Raw genomic sequence first — 19,810 nt, 5'->3', positions numbered from 1 at the left:
TGATCGCAATTGCCGCGGCCTTCAGCCTTTCACTGATGATCGGCGCGCCCGCCAAGGCGGACGCGGCAGCGGGCAGCTGGTCGGACAACCACCAGCTGTGCACCTCCAGCTCCTGCGTACGCGCCGGCAACATCGTGCGGCTCTGGCAGGCCATCATCTGGGCCGACGACCTGAGCGGCACCGTCGGCACCAGCTTCATCGACGGTGAGTTCGGCTCCAACACCGCCGCCAAGACCAGGACCTGGCAGGACGTGATGAACATCGGCATCGACGGCTCCGTCGGGCCGCAGACCTGGGGCAAGGCGTACGGCGGGGTCAACCGCAACACGGGCTTCGACACGAGCACCCAGACCGGGTACTTCTACTACGGCTACAACCGCACGTTCGGTCTGCGAAAGCAGAACAGCAACGGCGTGTGGACGTTCCTCAACCCGCGCACCGGCACGTGGACCGGCACGAGTCACTGACGATGACGCGGTAATTGCGCGTCGAAGCCGAAACGCAAAGGCTCCCTTTCCGATGGCGACCACAATTGGCGCCGCAATGGAAAGGGAGCCTTTACGCGTTACCCGGCCGGTCAGATGATGCCGGCCTCCCGAGCCTTGTCCTCGTTGCGCCGGTGCTGCTGGTAGTCCTCGGCGAACGCGGAGTGGCCCTCCTTGTCGATCGCCACGAAGTAGAGCCACTTGCCGGTCGGCGTGTCCATCGCCCCTTCGAGGGCCTGCTTGCCCGGGTTGTTGATCGGGGTGGGGATCATGCCGCGCAGCTTGCGGTTGTACGGGTTCTTCTCGTCGTCCAGCTCGGCCGCCGTCATCTGCTTGGACGACTTGGTCGGCTTGCCGATCGACTCCAGGTAGTAGTTGACCGTGACGTCCATCTCCAGGCAGTTGCACGGGAACTCGCCGTACGCCCGGTTGTAGGCCACCCGGGCGACCTTGCCCAGGTCGTCCTTGTTGCCGGCCTCGGCCTGCGCGAGGGACGCCACGATAAGCGCCTCGTAGGGGCTGACCTTGCGCTCCTCCTGCACCCGGTCGGCGAACTTCATCTCCCCAGTCACCGAGAGGAAACGGTTCACCATCAGCTTCAGGATGCTCTCGGCGGTGGACTTCGGCGGGATCTCGTACGTGTCCGGGAAGAGGAAACCCTCAATGGACTTGACGCTCTTCTTGCCGTCGCCGCGCTTGAACCACCAGTCCGGGACGCCGAGCTTCTCCGGGTCCTTCGCGGCGGCCTGGAAGTTCTTGACCGGGATCTTGGTCTTCTCGGAGAGCAGCTTGTAGATGTTGAAGCTGGTGCGGCCCTCGGGGATGGTCAGCCCGTTGACGATCTTGTTCTTGAGGTCGAGCATCGCGGTCACCGCGTTCGCGCCGCTCATCTGCTTGCGCAGCTTGTACGTGCCCGGCTGGATGTTCTTACTGCGGGAGTTGGCCTCGGCCGCCTCGATGAAGGCCTTCTGGCTCTTCACCACGTCGGCCGCCACGAGGGCGTCGGCCATGTCGGCGAGCAGCGCGCCGCTCTTGATCTCGACGGTGATCTCACCGGCCCCGCTGCCGTCGTAGTCGGGGGTGACGAAGTAGTTCTGGATGCGGTCGAAGCCGTAGAACGCGCCACCGCCGATGCCGCCCAACAGGAGCAGAGCCATCAGCAGAGCCAGGAATGTCTTGCCCCGGCCGCCGCCGGACCTGCCGTTGCGCTTGCGGAAACCGCGCCGGTGCCGGCCCTTCTCCCCCCGCTCCGGCTCGTCGAACCCAAGATCCAGATCGTCGATCATTACGTCCGCCTCCGCTGCGCGTCCAGCCAGCTCTGCAGGATCTCCACCGCGGCCGCCTGATCGACAACCGCACGTTGACGTTTACCTCGGACGCCACGCTCGGCAAGCCTACGAGAAGCGACCACGGTCGACATCCTCTCGTCAGTGAGCGTTACCGGGACAGGCGCTATCACATCGACCAGTCGGTCAGCGTACGCCTTCACATGGACGGCCGCAGGGCCGTGCTTGCCGGCGAGATTGACCGGAAGGCCGACGACGACCACGACGGCCTCATGTTCGGCCACCAACGCGGCCAGCTCGGCGAGGTCGCTCGGCACCGCTTCCGGCGCCGCCGTGAGGTCGCGGGCCAGGGTGACCAGCGGCGTTGCCAGGATCCCGTCCGGATCCGAGCGGGAGACACCCACCCGCACCTGACCGACGTCCACGCCGATCCGCACACCGCGCGTGAACTCAGCCACCGACGGTCACCGCCGGGCGGGTACGAACCAGGGCGGACCAAATGGCCCGCCCTGGCTGACAGTGATGGTTCATCACGCCTCAGTGATCGCCTTCTCGACGGTGAGCAGCAGCTTCGGCGCTTCGCCGGCCGGCAGACCGCCGCCCTGGGCCAGGTCGGGGCTGCCACCGCCGCGCCCCGAGAACGCCGCCTTCACCAGATCCGACGCCGCCAGGCCCCGGCTGCGCGCCGCCCCGTTGACCGCCACCACGAGCGACGCCTTGCCGTTCGACCGGGACGCCACCGCGACGACCGCCGGCCGCGCCGGGTCGATCTTGCCGCGGATCTCCTGGGCCAGCGTGCGAACGTCGTTGCCGGCCGCGCCCTCCGGCGCCTCGGTGCCCACGTACGCGACCCCGTGCACGTCCTTGGCCTGCGCCGCCAGCGCCGACGCGCCGCCGAGCACCAGCTGGGCGCGCAGCTTCTCCAGCTCCTTCTCCGCGTCGCGGAGCTGGGTGACGGTCTGCTCCACCCGGTCGGCGACCTGGTCGTTGGGCACCCGGTACAGCTCGGCCAACCGGGAGACCAACAGGTGCTCCTTGGCCAGGAAGCCGAAGGCGTCCATACCGACGAGCGCCTCGACCCGGCGGACACCGGAACCGATCGACGACTCGGAGAGGATCTTCACGAGGCCGAGCTGCGCCGAGCGGGCCACGTGCGTGCCGCCGCACAGCTCCCGGGCGTAGTCGCCCACCTCGACGACCCGCACCTCCTCGCCGTACTTCTCGCCGAAGAGCGCCATCGCGCCGATCTTCCGCGCCTCGTCCAACGAGGTGATGAAGGCGTGCACCTCCAGGTCGGCCAGGAGCACCTCGTTGACCTGCTGCTCGACGTCGTGCAGGACGCTCGGCGACACCCCGGTGGGGGTGTTGAAGTCGAACCGGAGCCGACCGGGGGCGTTCAGCGACCCGGCCTGCGTGGCCGACTCACCGAGGAAGTTACGCATGGTCTGGTGCACCAGGTGCGTGGCGGTGTGCGACCGGGAGATCGCCCGACGACGGGTCGTGTCGATCTCGGCGAAGCCGGCCTCACCGGCACGGACCTCGCCCCGGATCACCCGGGCGCGGTGCACGATCAGGCCGGGCACCGGCTGCTGCACGTCGAGCACCTCGACCTGCCCGCCGCCAACCGTGATCATGCCCTGGTCGGGCTGCTGCCCACCGCCCTCGGCGTAGAACGGGGTGGTGTCCAGCACCAGCTCGATGGTGTCGCCCTCGGTCGCCGCCTGGCGCGGGCCGTCGGCGCCGAGCAGCGCCCGCACCGTCGACTCCCGGGACACCTCGCTGTACCCGGTGAACGTCACCGGGCCACCCGCGTCGAGCACCGACCGGTACGCCGACAGGTCGACGTGGCCGGTCTTGCGCGCCTGCGCGTCCGCCTTCGCCCGGGTCCGCTGGTCGGCCATCAACCGCCGGAAACCCTCGTCGTCGACGCTGAGGCCCTGCTCCGCGGCGATCTCCAGGGTCAGGTCGATCGGGAAGCCGTACGTGTCGTGCAGCTGGAACGCCTTCGCCCCCGACAGCGAACTGCCGCCCGCCGTACGGGTCTCCGCGATCGCCGTGTCCAGGATCGTGGTGCCCGCGCGCAGGGTCGACAGGAACGCCTCCTCCTCCGCGTACGCGTAGTCCGCGATGCGGTCGAAGTCGCTCGCCAGCTCCGGGTACGACGGGGCCATGCAGTCCCGCGCCACCGGCAGCAACTCGGGCAGCGCCCGCTCCTGCCAGCCCAACAGCCGGATCGACCGGATCGCCCGACGCATGATCCGCCGCAGCACGTACCCACGGCCCTCGTTCGACGGGGTCACCCCGTCGCCGATCAGCATCAACGCCGTCCGCACGTGGTCCGCGATGACCCGCAACCGCACGTCGTCCGGGTGCGACTCACTCGCCACATGACCCGAGTGCGCGCCGTACCGCTTCCCGGTCAGCTCGGCCGCCCGGGCCAGGATCGGCCGGACCTCGTCGATCTCGTACAGGTTGTCCACACCCTGCAGGATCGACGCCATCCGCTCCAGGCCCATGCCGGTGTCGATGTTCTTCGCCGGCAGGTCACCAAGGATCGGGTAGTCCTCCTTGGTCGTTCCCGGACCCCGCTCGAACTGCATGAACACGAGGTTCCAGTACTCCATGTAGCGGTCCTCGTCGACCGCCGGACCACCCTCACGCCCGTACTCCGGACCCCGGTCGTAGAACAGCTCCGACGACGGACCGCACGGCCCGGGAATGCCCATCGACCAGAAGTTGTCCGCCTTGCCCCGACGCACGATCCGCTCCGCCGGCACCCCCACCGACCGCCAGATCTCGTACGCCTCGTCGTCGTCGAGGTAGATCGTCGGCCAGATCCGCTCCGGATCCAGCCCGTAACCACCCTCGGCGATCGGCTTCGTCGACAACTCCCAGGCCAGCGGAATCGCGCCCGCCTTGAAGTAGTCGCCGAAGGAGAAGTTGCCGTTCATCTGGAAGAACGTGCCATGCCGGCTGGTCTTGCCGACCTCGTCGATGTCCGGGGTGCGAATGCACTTCTGCACGCTCACCGCCCGCTGGTACGCGGGCGTCTGCTGACCCAGGAAGTACGGCACGAACTGCACCATGCCGGCGTTGACGAACAACAGGTTCGGATCGCTGATGGCGGGCAGCGGAGCGGACGGCACCACGGTGTGGCCATTCGCCTCGAAGTGCGCGAGGTACCGCCGCTTGATCTCCGCCGTCTTCATCGCTGGTGTTCCTCCGGAAAGATTTCTCGATCGCCGATCCGCGGGTCCTCCCGCAGGTCGGCGAACTGATCGTCGAACGCCTCACCGTGGGCGAACGCGTGGTGGATCTCCTGCTCGCGTTCGGCCATCCCGACCCGGACGTCCTCCACGAAACTACGCAGCGACTCGACGAGCCCGCCAGCGGATTCCGTCAGCGAGCTGGCGATACCCGCCGGTGTGTACGCCTGCGCGGTCCGGGTCACCCTGCGGACCACGACCACACCGACGGCCACCCCGATGCCGAGCCAGAACAAGCGCCTCATGTCTCGCTACCTCCTGGTGCGGCGGCCGGTCAGCTGTTGCCGCGTCGCGCGGCCCGTCGCTGCTGCTTGATGGTGTCGCGTACCTCACGCTCGGTCTCGGCGTGCCGGCGACCGGCGGCGGCCTTCCGCACGCCGTAGCCGAACGCGGCCACCTTGACCAGCGGGTTGGCGGCCGCGGCGGAGACCACGGTGGCCAGGTTGGCGACGTTTGCGGTGACGTTCTGCGCGTGGCTGGTCATGGTGTCGACCTTCGCCAACTGGAGGTTCACACCGTCGAGCGAGACCTGCACCTGCTCCAGCGCGGTGTTGACGTTCTTCACCGTGGTGTTCACGTCGCCGAGCAGCGGCGCGGTCCGGTCGTTGAGGTCGTTGATCATGCGGGTGGTGGCGTCAACCGTGTGCCGCAGCCGCAGGATGGGCAGCGTCAGGATGAGCACCAGCACCGCGAACGCGGATGCCGCGATCAGCGCCGCGATCGCTCCAATGTCGCCCACGCCTGTCCTCCTCAAGCAGAGTTCCGCAGGACCCGACGTCCCCGGAACGCACAACCATGGCACCCGTACCGGCCGCCGAACCGTCGGCGGTCACCGGTAGCGGGCGTGCCCGCCAGCCCCAGACCCTACCGTCCGTGATGGAGACCGGCTCACGACGGTGAGGGTGTCAGCTCACCCAACGGATCCGCACTGACCGTGGGGAACGGATCCTCACCGGTCAGTGACGGGTCGGTGGTCGGCTGTGGCCTGGTCCGCTCGTCGTCGATCGCATTACGTACCTTCACCGACACCAACGAGCCGGTGCACTCGGTCGCAGCGGCCGACGGGTCGGCGGACGGCACCACCGCCGGCTCACCGTCGACCGGCGGCGGCACACAGGTCGGCTCGCGCACCCACAGGTCGAGGGTCAGCTCGTCGCGACGCCAGCAGGTGTAGCTGCCCTTCGTCTCCTGCTCCGGGCAGCGGTTCACCTTCCACGGCCGCCACCCGTCCTGGCGCAGCGCGTCCTCGTAGACCTGCGCCGTCTCCTTGGGCGCCTTCTCCGAGGTCACCGTGCGCTCACGTAGGCGGCAGTCGAGCAGGCACCAGCGGCTGCCGCTGACGTCGTCGACAGTCTTCGCAGCCGCCCAGCCGGGCACGCTGAGCTGGTCCAGGTTGTCGAAGACCGGGTCACGACTCAGCGTCCGGAGGCCGAAGAAGAGCGGTACCGCGCCGAGCAGCACGACACTGACCAGCACCAACGCCGCCGCGCGTAGACGGCGTCGTTCACGGGTCTGCCGGCGCTCCTCGGAACGGGCACCCGGCGTGGTGTCGTCGTCCGGAACCTCCTGACCGGCCGAGCGCAGCGCCGGCACGTCGGAGGGCTCCGGTGCCGGCCGGTCCACCGGGCCGGACGCGGACGGCACCACGACCGCGGCGCGGGCCACGCCGACCGGCTCACCGGCGCGGCCGGGCGGTGGCACCGGAGCGACACCGCTCGGCTCGGCCCGACCGGGCTCCCGGTGCGGAGGCAGGGCACGCCCGGCGGCACGGTCGGTCGGCGCAGGACGAGCCGGCACCGCACCACGGGCCGGACCGGCCGGCCCTGGTTCACCTGACGTCCGGTCGTCGGTGGGTGGTGGCGCGCCGGGCGGGCGGACGGCGGCGCGCGCCGGACCGTCCGGACGTGACCGCGGCGGAGCATCCACACCCGGCGGCACCGCCGCACGAGGTGGACCGTCCGGGCGGGGCGTGTCGTGGGGTGCGGCCTCGACACCCGGACCGGGGCGCAGGGGACCGTCAGCGCCAGCGCGCCCGGCGCCGGGCGTCGGCGCGTCGCCGGGGACGGGACGGGCCCGGCCGGGCGGGGCGGGGCGGGCGGCGCCTCGAGCCGCGGCGTCCGGGCCGGGGCCTACCACGGCCCGGCCGCGCCGGCCGGTGGGGTCCGGCGGGGGAACCGCAGCGGCGCCCCGCCCCCGGGCGGGTCGCTCAGCGGCCGGCGGCGGGTAGGGCAGTGCCTGCTCCCCGGTGGACCCGGACCCGTCCGGCCGGACCGCACGACGACCTGCCGGTGCGTCCGCACCCGGGTCGACCGGCGGACCGGCGGGCCGGCGGGCGGCGGTGCGCTCCGCGGCCGGGTCCGGAACGCCGAGCCGACCGGACGCCGTGTCGGTCAGGTCCGCCGGCCCGGCGGGCGGCACCTGACGGCGACCTGCGGTCGGCGGGCCGCCGTCGCGGCGGTTGACCACCTGCAGGCCAGGGTCGGTGTGCGGCAGGCGGCCGGCTTGGCGGAGCCAGTCCGCGGGCCGCTCCGGACGGTCCGGCCGGTCCAGGCGGGGTTCACCGCCGGGTGGCGTCCGACGTTCCGGTTCCGATCGACGTTCCTGTTCGTCGGAGACGACCCGGCGGCGACCGGTGCCGTCGGCGGGGCCGGCGGTGGGCAGGGCACCGCTGTGCGCGCCGGTCGCCTCGGGCACCGACGACGCGCCTCCCGAGCGGGGCACGGGGGGTGCGTTGCCCGAGCGGGGCACGGGAGGCGCGTTGCCCGAGCGGGGCACCACCGGCTCGTCGGGCTCCGCGGCGCGGCGACGCCCGCCCGCTGCCGCACGCGGACTCGCGGCACGCCGCCCGGTGGGCTCGGGGGCGCCGGGGTCGGCCGGCCCCGGGCGACGCCGGGCGGTACGCGGGTCACGATCGATGGCGGGGTCGGGCCGCAGGCCGTCCGCGGGCGGCGGCACGACGCCGGTCGGCGCGCCGTCGAAGCGGGTCGGCCCGGGGGCGGCGACGACCGGCGCCTGGTCGGGTGTCGGGCCGGCGGCCCGTCGACCGGCCGGCGGGCCCTCGGCGGGTGGACGGGCACGGCCGGGCTCCCCCGGCTGCTCCGGGCCGGGCCGTCGCACCGGCGGGCCCGCGTCCGGACGGCGCACCGACGGCATCGCGTCGGCAGGCCCGCCGGGTGCGGCGTCGTGGTGACGTCCGGGCGCGACAGCGCCGTCCGGACGACGGACCGCCGAGGCGGCGGTGTCCGGACGACGGCCGACGGGGGGGCCCGCGATCGGAGGGCCGACGGGTGGGCCGGGAGGGGTCGCGGCACCGCGAGGACGGGCCGGGTCGCCTGGCGCGTCCGGTGCCGGTCGAGGCCCCTGCGGGCCGACCGGATCACCGGCACCCGGGCGGGCGGTGGGCGGCTGGGGTGGTACGGCGGCGCGGGCAGCGGGCACCGGCGGTACGCCACGGCGCGGCGGCTGCCCGACCACGCCGGGGCCGGCGGCGGGCGGCCGGTCATCGGGGCGGCGGCCGGCCGGCGGCGCCGAGGACTCCGGTCCACTGCCGCGCGGACCGGCGGGCTCTGCCGGCGTACGGGGGGCGGCCGGAGGCGGCGGCCCGGTCGGGTCTGCCGGTGGCATGCCCCCGCGGGGCCGGCTCGGCTCCGCAGGTGCGCCGTCCGGGCCCAGCTCGGTGCGTTGCTGCTTGGCCGAGCGCAGGTCGTCGATCCAGCCGAACTCCTCGCCGGCTACCGGCTCCTCCGGCTCGGGCTCAGCCGCCCGACCGCGACCCCAACGGCGGGTCTTGGCGCGGGGATCGCGCCGCTCGTCCGGGCCCTCGTCCGGCCGGTCCCCACCACGCGACTTCACTGTTGACCCTCTCCTGCGGCGTTGGTGCCGCTGTCCTGCTGCATCGTGCCGGGGGCACCGGTGCCCGTCGTCGGACGGGCGACCCCCGGGATTAGCGCTGGCGCGGTCTGCGCCGTTACGGACGGCTCGGATGTCGGCGTCTGCGGGCGGGCGGCCGGGGCCGGCAGACCCCGCACGATCCGGCGCAGCAGTGGCAGCCGGCTGGCCACCGACCGCTCCGCGCCGTGCGGGCTGGGCTGGTAGTAGTCGGTGCCCACCAGGTCGTCCGGGACGTACTGCTGGGTGACCACGCCGCGCTGGTCGTCGTGCGGGTAGCGGTAGCCGGTGCCGTGGCCCAACCCGCGTGCGCCCGCGTAGTGCGCGTCGCGCAACCCCCGCGGCACCGGGCCACCGCGACCGGCCCGGACGTCGGCCATCGCGGCGCCGATGGCGGTGGTGGCCGAGTTCGACTTGGGCGCGGTGGCGAGGTGGATCACCGCCTGAGCGAGGTTGAGCTGCGCTTCGGGCAGCCCGACGTACTCGACCGCGTGCGCGGCTGCGGTCGCGACGCTGAGCGCCGAGGGGTCGGCCATGCCCACGTCCTCGCTCGCGAAGATGACCAGCCGACGGGCGATGAACCGGGCGTCCTCGCCGGCGACGAGCATGCGGGCCAGCCAGTGCACCGCCGCGTCCACGTCCGAGCCGCGCATGCTCTTGATGAACGCGCTGACCACGTCGTAGTGGGCGTCGCCGTCGCGGTCGTAGCGCACCGCCGCCACGTCGACCGCCTGCTCGGCGGTCGCGAGGTCGATCCGTCCACCACCGAGGGCCACGGCGGAGGCCGCCGCCGCCTCCAGCGCGGTGAGCGCCTTACGGACGTCGCCGGCGGCCAACCGGACCAGGTGGTCCTCGGCCTCGGTGGTCAGGGCCAGTGCCCCGTCCAGGCCACGCTTGTCGGCGACCGCGCGGCGCAGCAGGCCCCGCACCGCCTCGTCGTCGAGCGGTTGCAGGGTGAGCAGCACGCACCGCGACAGCAACGGTGAGATGACCGAGAAGTACGGGTTCTCGGTGGTCGCCGCAAGCAGGGTGACCGTACGGTCCTCGACGGCGGCGAGCAGCGAGTCCTGTTGGGTCTTGCTGAAGCGGTGCACCTCGTCGATGAAGAGCACGGTCTGCGGGCCGCCGGAACGGCGCTGGCGACGAGCCGTCTCGATCACCGCTCGCACGTCCTTCACACCGGCGGAGAGCGCCGACATGGCGACGAAGCGGCGGTCGGTCGCGCCGGCCACCAGGTGCGCGATGGTGGTCTTGCCGCTGCCCGGCGGGCCCCAGAGGATCACCGACAGCGGAGCCCCGCCGGAGACCAACTGCCGCAGGGGTGCGCCGGGGGCGAGCAGGTGCTCCTGCCCGACCAACTCATCGAGGGTGGCGGGGCGCATCCGGACGGGCAGGGGTGAGTCGTCGGCCACCGTGGTGAAGCCGTCGACACCGGCGGGACCGTCGGGCGCGCTGCGCGACCCGGCCGGTGCACCGAGGGAGAAGAGGGCGTCGGACTCCATCACGAAGACAGTACCGGGCCGGGCCCACGACGCCGGAATCGCGCCGCAGGCCCGCCACCGGTGATCGGTTCCGGTCAGCCACGCCCGGGGCGCCGGCCCCGGTACCAGCGGCCACCGCCACCACCGCGCGGGCCGCTGCCCACGCCGGCCAGGTAGAGCGAGAGCAGGAGCAACCCGATGAGTACGAGGGTGTTCCAGTTGAACAGGTCGGGCGCTCCGAAGTTGGTGTCGAGCAGGTCGAGAAGCAGGGCGAAGCCAAAGACGATGGCCGCGAGAATGGCGAGCATGTCGGTCCTCCGGTGGGGGTTCCCAGTAGGTCGGCGCGTGATGTACCCAAACGGTCGACTCGTCAATCTCCACCGTGGATCAGGGCGACTCCGCGCGGACGTCGCACCCCCGGCTCCTAGGCTGAGCCCATGATCATCGAAGGTCAGTTGCTTCCGGACCGGGACGCCATCCTGGGCGCTGTCGGCCGTCACCCGTTCGCCCGGCACGCGCTCGGGCGGCCCGTGCCGGTACGCGGGTACCGACGGGACGGTGCCGTGCTGTGGCTGGTCGCACCCGAGCACGGACCGGCCGGCTGCGCGATCGGCCCGGCCGAGGCGGTGCTGGAGATCTGTGTCGCGCTCGCCGCCGACGGGGTGCTCCAGCCCGGCCAGCGGCTGCACCTGCCCCGCCACGACCGCGCCCTGCTGGCCGGCCGGCTGGCGGTGGCCGAGCACAGCGACTGGGATTTCCACTGGACCGACACGTCGCCGCCGACGCAGCCGGACGAGCGGTCGGTGGTACGCCTCACCGACGCCGACCAGCCGGCGCTGGCGGCGCTCGTGGAAGAGTCGTTCCCCAGCAGCACCTCCCGCCCGGGCGACCCACGGGTGGTCGACTGGTACGGCGTCCGGGACGGCGACCGGTTGGTGGCGTGCGGCGCGGACCGCAGCCAGGGTGACATCGGCTTCCTCGCCGGTCTGACCGTCGCCCCCGACCACCGAGGTCGGGGGCTCGGCGCGGCCCTCACCGCGGGGATGACCCGGGCCTTGCTGAGCCGCAACGGCATGGTGGGGCTCGGCGTCTACACGCACAATGTCGGTGCGGCGCGGCTCTACCGTCGGCTCGGTTTCACCAACACCCTCCCGCTCAGCTCGATCCGCCTCGCCTGACCGGCGGGTGGGGGCCCCTTGCGCACAAGGGGCCCCCACCTCAGCGGTCGGCGACGGGTACCGGGACCGCTGTCGGCTCGACGGCCGGGGCGGCCCGACGGCCGGCCAGCCAGGCGGGCAGGTAGAGCGGGGCGGCGACAGCCAGCACCACCGCGCCGACCACCATCGCGGTGCTGATGCTGGTGGCGGCGGCGAGCGCGGTGAGCACCACCCCGCCGAGCGCGGCCGAAGGCTGCCCCATCATCGAGTTCAGCGAGAGAACACTGGTCCGGTACGGGCCGTCGACCTGCCGGTGCAACAACCCACTGTGCAGCGGGTTGGACGCGCCGTGCACGGCGTAGCAGGCCAGGTACGCCACCAGCACGCCGACCGGCCCGGCGAACAGCCCCATCCCGACCACCGTCACGCCCTGCAGGATGCGCAGCAGGGCAGCGCCCGGAGCGGCGCCGAACCAGCGCAACAGCAGCGGGGTCAGCGCCGCGCCGGCGGCCGAGGCGAGCCAGGCGGCCGAGTTCGCCGGCCCGAGCAGCGCGGCGGCGCGTTCCGGGTTGCCGATCACCTCGGCCAGCCGGACCGGCAGCAGCGACTCGAAGGTGACCATGCCGAAGCCCCAGAACAGCTCCACCGCCACCAGGGCCAGCAACACCCGGGAGCGGCGCAGCAGCCCGACCGCCTCGCCGATCATCCGGGGCGCCTGGACCACCGAGGTCCGCAGGGCCGCGAACCCGGTGGCCGGCCGCTCCTCGACAAGCAGCACGACCAACGCCACCAGGGCGATCACCTGCGCCAGGATCGCCGCGAGCACGGGCACCGTCAGCGCGGTGACCGGCCCGATCGGGCCGAGCGCGATGAGGCCGCCGCTGAGCAACGCGCCGGCGCCGATCGCCCCGCCGACGACGGTTCCCGCGTACCCGAGACCGCGCTCGTACTCGGCCTCCGGGTCGGCGGCCAGGGTGGCGTCGACGTACCAGGACTCCAACGGGCCACTGTCCAACGCCCGGTAGACGCCCTGCAGCGCCCAGACCACGAAGAACAGCACGAACGAGTCGGCCACCGCGAACAGCGCGAGGGAGACGAGGTTGAGCACACCGGCGGCGAGCAGCACGGGTCGACGGCCGAGGGCATCGGCGAGGCCGCCGGTGGGCAACTCCAGCGCCAGCACCAGCAGCCCCTGCGCCGTGCCGACCAGGCCGATCTGCGGCAGCGACAGGCCGCGCTCCTGCATCAGCAGGATCATCACCGGGATCATCAGACCCGTGGGCAGCCAGCGCAGGCCGTACAGCGTGAGGTATCGACCCCGAACCTGGCGTACGGTCAGCGCGCTCATGACAGGCCCTCGCGGAGTGGGTAACTGGCCAGGAAGACCTGCACCGGGCGGGCCTCCGGGTCGACAGAGCCGGAGGCGTCTGCCTCGCGGTGGTACCGCTCCAGCACCTGCCACACCTCCGCCTGAAGTTCCTCGAGCCGGGCCGCAGGGATGGTCATGAAGATGTCGCTCATGCCGAAGGCGTCCCGCCAGGCCGGCGACCACTCGTGCTGGGTCGCGAACCAGCGGTCGGCGGTCTCGGCGAGGAGACGCACCTGGTCCCCCTGGATCCACTCGATCGCGGCCCGGGCGTCGGGGTCGTCGTCGAAGTCGGTCGGCTCCCAGTTGGTGACGTCGTGCGCCGCCTGCCACCAGCGCTGCCGACCACTGCCCCGGTCGGGATCCTCGACGACCAGCCCGACGTCGGCGAGCTGGCGCAGGTGGTAGCTGGTCGCGCCGGTGTTGGTGCCCAGCAGTTCGGCGAGGGTGGTGGCGGTGGCGGGCCCCTTCACCCGCAGGGCGCCGACCAGCCGCATCCGCAGCGGATGGGCCAGCACCCGGACCTGCCGCTTGTCGATGCGCACCTCACGCGGGGCGGGCCGCACTGTCGCTTCGTCGTTCGCCATGACTGCACACTATCTCTGCACACTTTCTATGCACAACTCTTGTGCATAGAAAGTGTGCAGCAATCAGCGGGCGAGAACCTCATGTACGCCCCGCAGGCGCGTGCGCAGAAGGGCGGTGGCTCGGGCGGAGTCGAGGCGCACGTCGAGAGGGCGGACCAGACCGGTGGCCGCGCTTGTGCTGGTCTTCAACCCCGCCGCGTCCAGGCCGTCGTGCTCGGCGACGAGCAGGCCCAGCTCGGCACGGCTGACCGCGTCCGGGCCGGCCACGTTGAGCAGACCGGCGTACGACGACACGACCAGCTCCAGTACCGCGTCGGCCAGGTCGGTGACGTCGACCGGGCAGCGCAGCTCGTCGCTGAACAGGATGGCCCGGCCGGCGAGCGCGTCCCGGCAGAGCTGGATCTGCTTGCTGCCCTCCCCCACGATCAGGGAGGTCCGCACCACCGCCGCGCCCGGGTCGACAGCCCGCACGGCGGTCTCGGCGGCGGCCTTCGCGGCCCCGTACGCGTGCACCGGCGTCGGTGGTTCGTCGTCGGCGTACGGCACCGGCCGTCCGGCGTGCAGCGCGTCGCTGGACACGTGCACCAGCCGGGCACCCGCCCCGGCGGCGGCGAGCGCCACGTACGCGGCCCCGTCTGCGGTGACCGCCCAGTCCCCGTACCGATAGGGGGTGCCGACCACGGCGTCCGGCCGCACCTCGGCGACGAGCGCGAGCACGGCGGCCCGATCGGTCACGTCCAGTCGTCGCGCCGCGACTCCCGGCACCCCGATCTCACCGGAGTGGAACGTCCCCACCACCGAAAATCCGGCGTCGACCCCCCGCCGACACACCTCGCGCCCCAAAAACCCGCTGCCCCCGACAACAAGCAGCCGCACCAGAACCCACTCCCCCACAGATGATCAAGAGGTTTGCGTCATCTCGTGGGGCGATGATGACGCAAACCTCTTGATCAACCAGGCAAGGGTCGGGAGGGCGGGAGGTGGTAAGAGTCAGACTGGGTCTGCTACCGGGGCTGCGGGGCCGGCCGTGCCGGTGTGGGCCGTGGCGGCGGGCTTGGGCTTGGCGTCGATGCCGGCCTCGGTGCGCTGCTGGGCGGTGATCGGGGTGGGGGCGCTGGTCAGCGGGTCGAACCCACCCCGGGTCTTCGGGAAGGCGATGACCTCACGGATCGAGTCCGCGCCGGCGAGCAGCATGCACACCCGGTCCCAGCCGAAGGCGATGCCGCCGTGCGGCGGGGCGCCGTACTTGAACGCCTCCAGCAGGAAGCCGAACTTGTCCTGCGCCTCCTCGGGGGTGATGCCGAGCAGGTCGAAGACCCGCTTCTGCACGTCACCGCGGTGGATACGGATCGACCCGCCGCCGATCTCGTTGCCGTTGCAGACGATGTCGTACGCGTACGCCAGGGCCCGGTCCGGAGCCTCCTCGAACCGGTCGACCCACTCGGCGTTCGGCGAGGTGAACGGGTGGTGCACGGCGGTCCAGCCGCCCTCGTCCGTGCGCTCGAACATCGGCGCGTCGACCACCCAGCAGAACGCCCAGGCGCTCTCGTCGATCAGCCCGGACCGCTTGGCGATCTCGACGCGGGCCGCCCCGAGCAGCTCCTGCGCCTCGCGGGTGGTGGCGCTCGCGGCGAAGAAGACCGCGTCACCCGGCTTGGCACCGACCGCGTCGGCGAGCCCACCCAGGTGCTCGGCGGACAGGTTCTTCGCCACCGGGCCGCGCGCCTCGCCGGTCTCGGCGTCCAGCACCACGTACGCCAGGCCACGGGCGCCCCGCGCCTTGGCCCAGTCCTGCCAGCCGTCCAACTCCTTGCGGCTCTGCGCCGCGCCGCCCGGCATCACCACCGCGCCGACGTAGCCGCCCGCGTCGATCGCCCCGGCGAAGACCCGGAACTCGGTGCCGCGCAGGTACTCGGTCAGCTCGGTCAGCTCGACGCCGTAGCGCAGGTCCGGCTTGTCCGAGCCGTACCGGGCCATCGCGTCGTGCCAGGTGATCCGCGGGATCGGGCGGGTGATCTCGTGCCCGGCCAGGTCCTTCCAGAGCGAGGAGACGATCGCCTCGCCGAGGTCGATCACGTCGTCCTCGGTCACGAACGACATCTCGATGTCGAGCTGGGTGAACTCCGGCTGCCGGTCGGCCCGGAAGTCCTCGTCGCGGTAGCAGCGGGCGATCTGGTAGTACCGCTCCATGCCGCCGACCATCAGCAGCTGCTTGAACAGCTGCGGCGACTGCGGCAGCGCGTACCAGCTACCGGGCTGAAGGCGCACCGGCACCAGGAAGTCGCGGGCGCCCTCCGGCGTCGAGCGGGTCAGCGTCGGGGTCTCGATCTCCAGGAAGTCCCGCTCGTGCAGCACGCCCCGGGCGAGGTGGCTGGCGCGCGAGCGCAGCCGCAGCGCGTTCGCCGGGCCGCTGCGCCGCAGGTCCAGGTAGCGGTACCGGAGTCGAATGTCGTCGCCGGCCTCGATCTGGTCGTCCACCGGCAGCGGCAGCGGGGCCGCCTCGGAGAGCACCTCCAACTCGACGACGGTCACCTCGACCTCGCCGGTGGGCAGCTCCGGGTTCTCGTTGCCGGCCGGGCGGCGGGTCACCTCGCCGACGACCTTCACGCAGAACTCGTTGCGCAGCGCGTGCGCATCCTCCTCGCGGAACACCACCTGGACAACACCGGAACCGTCGCGCAGGTCGACGAAGATGACCCCGCCGTGGTCGCGGCGGCGGGCCACCCAGCCGGCGAGCGTCACCGTCGAGCCGGCGTCCGCGGCGCGCAGGCTTCCGGCATTGTGGGTACGGATCACGGCTGGCAACTCCTCATCGTGGAACAGTCCTCACCCGCATTCTGTCAGGGGTTGCCGCCCCACCTCCGGGCACCCGTCGGGTCGGCCGCACCTGGCGAACCCGACTCAACCGGCCGTCTCCCCGGTTAACGTGACGAAATGCGCGCCGTACCGAACTGGGCCGTCGCCACGGCGGCGGCGGCACCCGTGCTGCTGGTGGGCGGTTGGACGGTCGCCCAGGCCCGACAGCCCGTCGGGTACGACCCGGTCCGGGACACCATCAGCGAGTTGGCGGGGCAGGACGCCACCGACGCCTGGATCATGGTGGTGGCCCTGGTGCTGCTCGGCTGCTGCTACCTGTCGGTCGCCGCCGTCCTGCACGCGGCCGGGCTACCCAGCCGATTCCTGCTCGCCATCGGTGGGGTGGCCACCATCGCGCTCGTCGCGTTTCCCCGACCGCCGGTCGGCGGCTCACTCAGCCACGGCATCGCGGCGACGGTGGCCGTCCTGGCGCTGGCGCTCTGGCCGGCCGGCTCGGCACTGCGGCTGCCGCGTGGTCACGCCACCGAGCACCCCGGCCGACCGGAGCCGCCCTGGGCGTTCCGCCGGGCGGTGGGCCTGAGCGCCACGCTGGTGCTGTTGGCGCTCTTCGGCTGGTGCGCGTTCGAGGTGACGAGTGGGTCCCGCACCGGGCTGGCCGAGCGGGTGACGGCGGTGGCGGTGTCGCTCTGGCCGCTGCTGGCCGTCGTCTCCGCCCGACGGGCGCACCTCGCCTGGTCCACCGGCGGCACCGTACGCGTCGGCCCGGACCTGCCGACCATCGGCGTCGTACCTCCGGATCCACTCGGACCACCGAGCGGGCCCGGCCCCGACCGGCTGCCCTGAGTCGCCGTACGCGACGCGGGCCGCCGGGTTGTCCCGGCGGCCCGCGAACGGTGCGTGGATCAGAAGACGCTGACGCCGTAGCGGCTCAGCGCCTCGGTGACCGGCTGGAAGAAGGTCGTACCGCCGGTGCGGCAGTTGCCACTGCCGCCGGAGGTCAGGCCCAGGGCGGTGGTGTTGGCGAACAGCGAGCCGCCGCTGTCGCCCGGCTCGGCGCAGACGTTGGTACGGATCAGACCGGAGACCGAACCCTCGGCGTAGTTCACCGTGGCGTTGGTCGCGGTCACCGAGCCGCTGCGCAGGCCGGTGGTGCTGCCGGAGCGCTGCACCGCCTGACCGACGGAGGCGTTGCCGGCGGCGGTGATGTCGCGGAAGCTGCCGTTGTAGAGCGAGACGTTGCCGGCCGCGTTGGCCGAGTTGTTGTGCCGCACGATGCCGTAGTCGTTACCCGGGAAGCTGGTGCCGGTACGGCTGCCGAGCAGCGCGGTCTGGGCGGAGTTCGAGTACCAGCTGGCCGAGATGTTGGTGCAGTGCCCGGCCGTCAGGAACGAGTAGGTGCTGCCACTGCGCACGTTGAAGCCGAGCGAGCAGCGCCCACCCCCGCCGGCGTAGATGGCCTGGCCACCGGAGATCCGGGTGCTCAGCACGCCCGCCTCGGCCTCGACCCGGACCGCGCCGTTGGCCCGCGCGGCGGCGGCCTTGACCCGCTCCAGCTTGGCCCCGGTGACGGTGCTGTCGACGGAGACGACGACCTGGTTGGTGACCGGGTCGCTCCACCAGGCGGTGCCCGGGATCTTGGCGGAACGCTCCAGGTCGGCCGTGGCCCGGTTGAGCTCGGCGGCGCCGCGGGTGACGTACCGGACGACGGCGCCGGCCTTGCTCGCCTTGCTCGCGGCGGCCGCGTCGGTCACCGTGACGACGGACTTGCCGCTGGCGTCGATGTACGAGCCGGCGGAGCGGTCGCCGAGTTCCGCCGAGATCGCGGCGGCGGCGTCGGGGGACGCAGCGGGCGCGGCCTGAGCGGGCGCGCCGACAAGCGAGCCGACGACCAGGGATCCGGAAACGGCGACTGTAGCCGCAACACGGAGTGAGGACCTCGTGGGTCGCATGTAACAACCTCCTGGGCGGGGGAGCGGGTCTTGCCGGGGGCGGCTGACCCGAGGGCAACCCGGCCGATCTGGGGAAACTGGCCGGATGAGACAGAAGTATTCACATACTTAAGATCATTGACAAGGCTTGGATTCGCCCGAATTTGCCGATCTTGGCCGGCCGCACGGCCGCAACACCCTCGACACGCTGGTGAACAGGCACCGTCACACCCAACGACAGCGGATCAGCGTTTTGGCGCGTACGATCATCGATGTCTTGCGGCGCGGCGCGGCGGCGGGCGTTGCGGCGCGGCGCGGCGCGGCGGCGGGCTTTGCGCTTCGGGGGGTGCCTTGCGTCAAGGGGTGCGGCGACGGGCGCCGGGGCCCGGACTGGGCACCACGTCGCGCGGTCCGACCACGTCGTGCCCGTCGGCGCAGCGCAGTTCGGCGTGCACCTCGGCGCCGCAGTCGCGGTGTGTGACGCGCAGGGGTGGGCCTTCCGCGTCGGCGAGGTACCTGTCGCCCCAACCGAGGACGGCGACAAGCACCGGCCACAGATCCAGGCCCTTCTCCGTGAGCCGGTACTCGTGGCGCAGCCGGCTGCCGGGCTCCCGGTACGGCTCGCGACTCAGCACGCCCTGCTCCACCAGGGTGGCGAGCCGGTTGGTCAGCACCTGACGGGGGATGCCGGTGCGTACCCGCATGTCGTCGAAGCGGCGTACGCCGGTGAAGACCTCGCGGAGGACCACGAGCGTCCACCGCTCACCGAGGACCTCCATCGCACGGGCGATGGTGCAGTTCTCCACTGACCAGTCCAGAGCCGCGGGTCGCATCCGACCAGGCTAGGTCTCATTGACAGACTCAGCAACCTGCTGCCAGGCTGCGTCCATGACGCAGACGCAGGAACCAGTGCGCAGCCGTACCTTCACCTGGGCCGACCCATCGGTGAACGCCGCCCAGATCGGTCGACGCAGCGGCCTGGACATGCTCCGGGCGATGATCGCCGGTGAACTGGCCGCGCCGCCGGTCATGCAGCTCCTCGACATGGCCCGGATGGAAGCCGACGAGGGCCGGGTCGTCGTCGAGCTGACCCCGCAGGAGTTCCACTACAACCCGCTCGGCAGCGTCCACGGTGGCGTGCTCTCCACCCTGCTCGACACCGCGGCCGCCTGCGCGGTGCACACCACGCTCCCCGCCGGGGTGGGCTACACCTCGCTGGACCTCAACGTGAAGTTCCTCCGCCCGGTCACCGTCGACAGCGGCACCCTGCGCTGCGAGGGCACGGTGCTGCAACGTGGCCGCCGGACGGCCCTGGCCGAGGCCCGCCTCACCGACGCCACCGCCCGCCTGATAGCCCACGCCACCAGCACCTGCCTCCTCCTCCCCCTCCCCTGACCCCTCCCCCAACCCCAACCCAACCCCTCCCCCGGGCCACCGGCCCGGCCCAAGCCGGTTGATCAAGAGGTTTGCGTCAAGAATCCGGCTTCCCGTGACCGAAACCTCTCGGTCAACACACGAGCGCGGGGGGTGGGGGTGGGGTGGGGGTGGG

The 19,810-nt window shown here is 72.3% G+C and carries 18 protein-coding genes; 4 read left to right on the top strand and 14 right to left on the bottom strand.

Annotation, left to right across the window (positions count from 1 at the left end; all coding sequences use genetic code 11):
• The first annotated feature begins 35 nt into the window (after positions 1 to 35).
• A complete protein-coding gene (locus tag AB0C15_RS23425; protein WP_357355157.1) occupies positions 36 to 467 on the top strand; it encodes a peptidoglycan-binding protein in 432 nt (143 codons plus the stop codon).
• Between the two features lie 110 nt (positions 468 to 577).
• Here the strand turns inward: AB0C15_RS23425 and mltG are convergent, their stop codons facing one another.
• The 8 genes from mltG to AB0C15_RS23385 all read right to left on the bottom strand — a co-directional run bounded on the left by mltG (position 578) and on the right by AB0C15_RS23385 (position 10,714).
• Positions 578 to 1,771 (bottom strand): endolytic transglycosylase MltG, encoded by a 1,194-nt coding sequence (gene mltG / locus AB0C15_RS23420; RefSeq protein WP_357355155.1) that lies wholly within the window; start codon positions 1,769 to 1,771, stop codon positions 578 to 580.
• On the bottom strand, positions 1,771 to 2,229 hold the full coding sequence (gene ruvX, locus AB0C15_RS23415; RefSeq protein ID WP_357355153.1) for a Holliday junction resolvase RuvX: 459 nt from the start codon (positions 2,227 to 2,229) through the stop codon (positions 1,771 to 1,773). Before ruvX ends, mltG begins: the two co-directional genes overlap by 1 nt.
• A 72-nt stretch (positions 2,230 to 2,301) precedes the next feature.
• Positions 2,302 to 4,980, bottom strand: coding sequence for an alanine--tRNA ligase (alaS, locus tag AB0C15_RS23410; RefSeq protein ID WP_357355151.1), 2,679 nt, complete (start codon positions 4,978 to 4,980; stop codon positions 2,302 to 2,304).
• On the bottom strand, positions 4,977 to 5,282 hold the full coding sequence (locus AB0C15_RS23405; protein ID WP_357355149.1) for a hypothetical protein: 306 nt from the start codon (positions 5,280 to 5,282) through the stop codon (positions 4,977 to 4,979). Before AB0C15_RS23405 ends, alaS begins: the two co-directional genes overlap by 4 nt.
• A gap of 29 nt (positions 5,283 to 5,311) precedes the next feature.
• The gene (locus AB0C15_RS23400) at positions 5,312 to 5,776 is read right to left on the bottom strand and encodes a DUF948 domain-containing protein (protein WP_357355147.1); all 465 of its coding nucleotides are present in this window, start codon (positions 5,774 to 5,776) and stop codon (positions 5,312 to 5,314) included.
• Between the two features lie 149 nt (positions 5,777 to 5,925).
• Positions 5,926 to 6,621, bottom strand: coding sequence for a hypothetical protein (locus AB0C15_RS23395; protein ID WP_357355312.1), 696 nt, complete (start codon positions 6,619 to 6,621; stop codon positions 5,926 to 5,928).
• Positions 6,622 to 8,885: 2,264 nt separating this feature from the next.
• Positions 8,886 to 10,427, bottom strand: coding sequence for a replication-associated recombination protein A (locus AB0C15_RS23390; RefSeq protein WP_357355145.1), 1,542 nt, complete (start codon positions 10,425 to 10,427; stop codon positions 8,886 to 8,888).
• Between the two features lie 74 nt (positions 10,428 to 10,501).
• On the bottom strand, positions 10,502 to 10,714 hold the full coding sequence (locus AB0C15_RS23385) for a hypothetical protein (protein WP_334506565.1): 213 nt from the start codon (positions 10,712 to 10,714) through the stop codon (positions 10,502 to 10,504).
• A gap of 129 nt (positions 10,715 to 10,843) precedes the next feature.
• Between AB0C15_RS23385 and AB0C15_RS23380 the strand changes: the two genes are divergently transcribed.
• Positions 10,844 to 11,584 carry a GNAT family N-acetyltransferase gene (locus AB0C15_RS23380; protein ID WP_357355142.1) on the top strand — a complete coding sequence of 247 codons (741 nt, stop codon included), beginning with the start codon at positions 10,844 to 10,846 and terminating at the stop codon, positions 11,582 to 11,584.
• Between the two features lie 40 nt (positions 11,585 to 11,624).
• On the opposite strand, the gene AB0C15_RS23375 is transcribed toward AB0C15_RS23380, so the two are convergent.
• From AB0C15_RS23375 to aspS, 4 genes are all read right to left on the bottom strand, one after another.
• Positions 11,625 to 12,911 (bottom strand): MFS transporter, encoded by a 1,287-nt coding sequence (locus AB0C15_RS23375; RefSeq protein WP_357355140.1) that lies wholly within the window; start codon positions 12,909 to 12,911, stop codon positions 11,625 to 11,627.
• On the bottom strand, positions 12,908 to 13,516 hold the full coding sequence (locus AB0C15_RS23370) for a helix-turn-helix domain-containing protein (RefSeq protein WP_357355138.1): 609 nt from the start codon (positions 13,514 to 13,516) through the stop codon (positions 12,908 to 12,910). Before AB0C15_RS23370 ends, AB0C15_RS23375 begins: the two co-directional genes overlap by 4 nt.
• 63 nt (positions 13,517 to 13,579) lie before the next feature.
• Positions 13,580 to 14,392 (bottom strand): sugar nucleotide-binding protein, encoded by an 813-nt coding sequence (locus tag AB0C15_RS23365; RefSeq protein WP_357355136.1) that lies wholly within the window; start codon positions 14,390 to 14,392, stop codon positions 13,580 to 13,582.
• 114 nt (positions 14,393 to 14,506) lie between these two features.
• The gene (aspS, locus tag AB0C15_RS23360; RefSeq protein ID WP_357355134.1) at positions 14,507 to 16,312 is read right to left on the bottom strand and encodes an aspartate--tRNA ligase; all 1,806 of its coding nucleotides are present in this window, start codon (positions 16,310 to 16,312) and stop codon (positions 14,507 to 14,509) included.
• 138 nt (positions 16,313 to 16,450) lie between these two features.
• On the opposite strand from aspS, the gene AB0C15_RS23355 reads away from it, so the two are divergent.
• The gene (locus AB0C15_RS23355; protein WP_357355132.1) at positions 16,451 to 17,176 is read left to right on the top strand and encodes a DUF998 domain-containing protein; all 726 of its coding nucleotides are present in this window, start codon (positions 16,451 to 16,453) and stop codon (positions 17,174 to 17,176) included.
• Positions 17,177 to 17,235: 59 nt separating this feature from the next.
• Here AB0C15_RS23355 and AB0C15_RS23350 read toward each other — a convergent pair whose 3' ends face one another.
• Both AB0C15_RS23350 and AB0C15_RS23345 read right to left on the bottom strand, forming a co-directional pair.
• Positions 17,236 to 18,282, bottom strand: coding sequence for a S1 family peptidase (locus AB0C15_RS23350; protein ID WP_357355130.1), 1,047 nt, complete (start codon positions 18,280 to 18,282; stop codon positions 17,236 to 17,238).
• 335 nt (positions 18,283 to 18,617) lie between these two features.
• A complete protein-coding gene (locus tag AB0C15_RS23345; protein ID WP_357355128.1) occupies positions 18,618 to 19,094 on the bottom strand; it encodes a helix-turn-helix domain-containing protein in 477 nt (158 codons plus the stop codon).
• Between the two features lie 55 nt (positions 19,095 to 19,149).
• Between AB0C15_RS23345 and AB0C15_RS23340 the strand changes: the two genes are divergently transcribed.
• Complete coding sequence (locus tag AB0C15_RS23340; protein WP_357355126.1) at positions 19,150 to 19,656, top strand: PaaI family thioesterase; 507 nt, start codon at positions 19,150 to 19,152, stop codon at positions 19,654 to 19,656.
• Positions 19,657 to 19,810 lie beyond the last annotated feature (154 nt).

The sequence above is a fragment of the Micromonospora sp. NPDC048835 genome, assembly GCF_040649995.1.
Classification (GTDB): Bacteria; Actinomycetota; Actinomycetes; order Mycobacteriales; family Micromonosporaceae; genus Micromonospora.
The sequence above is the reverse complement of the archived record's forward strand: the minus strand, read 5'-3'. Positions and strand labels throughout refer to the sequence as shown.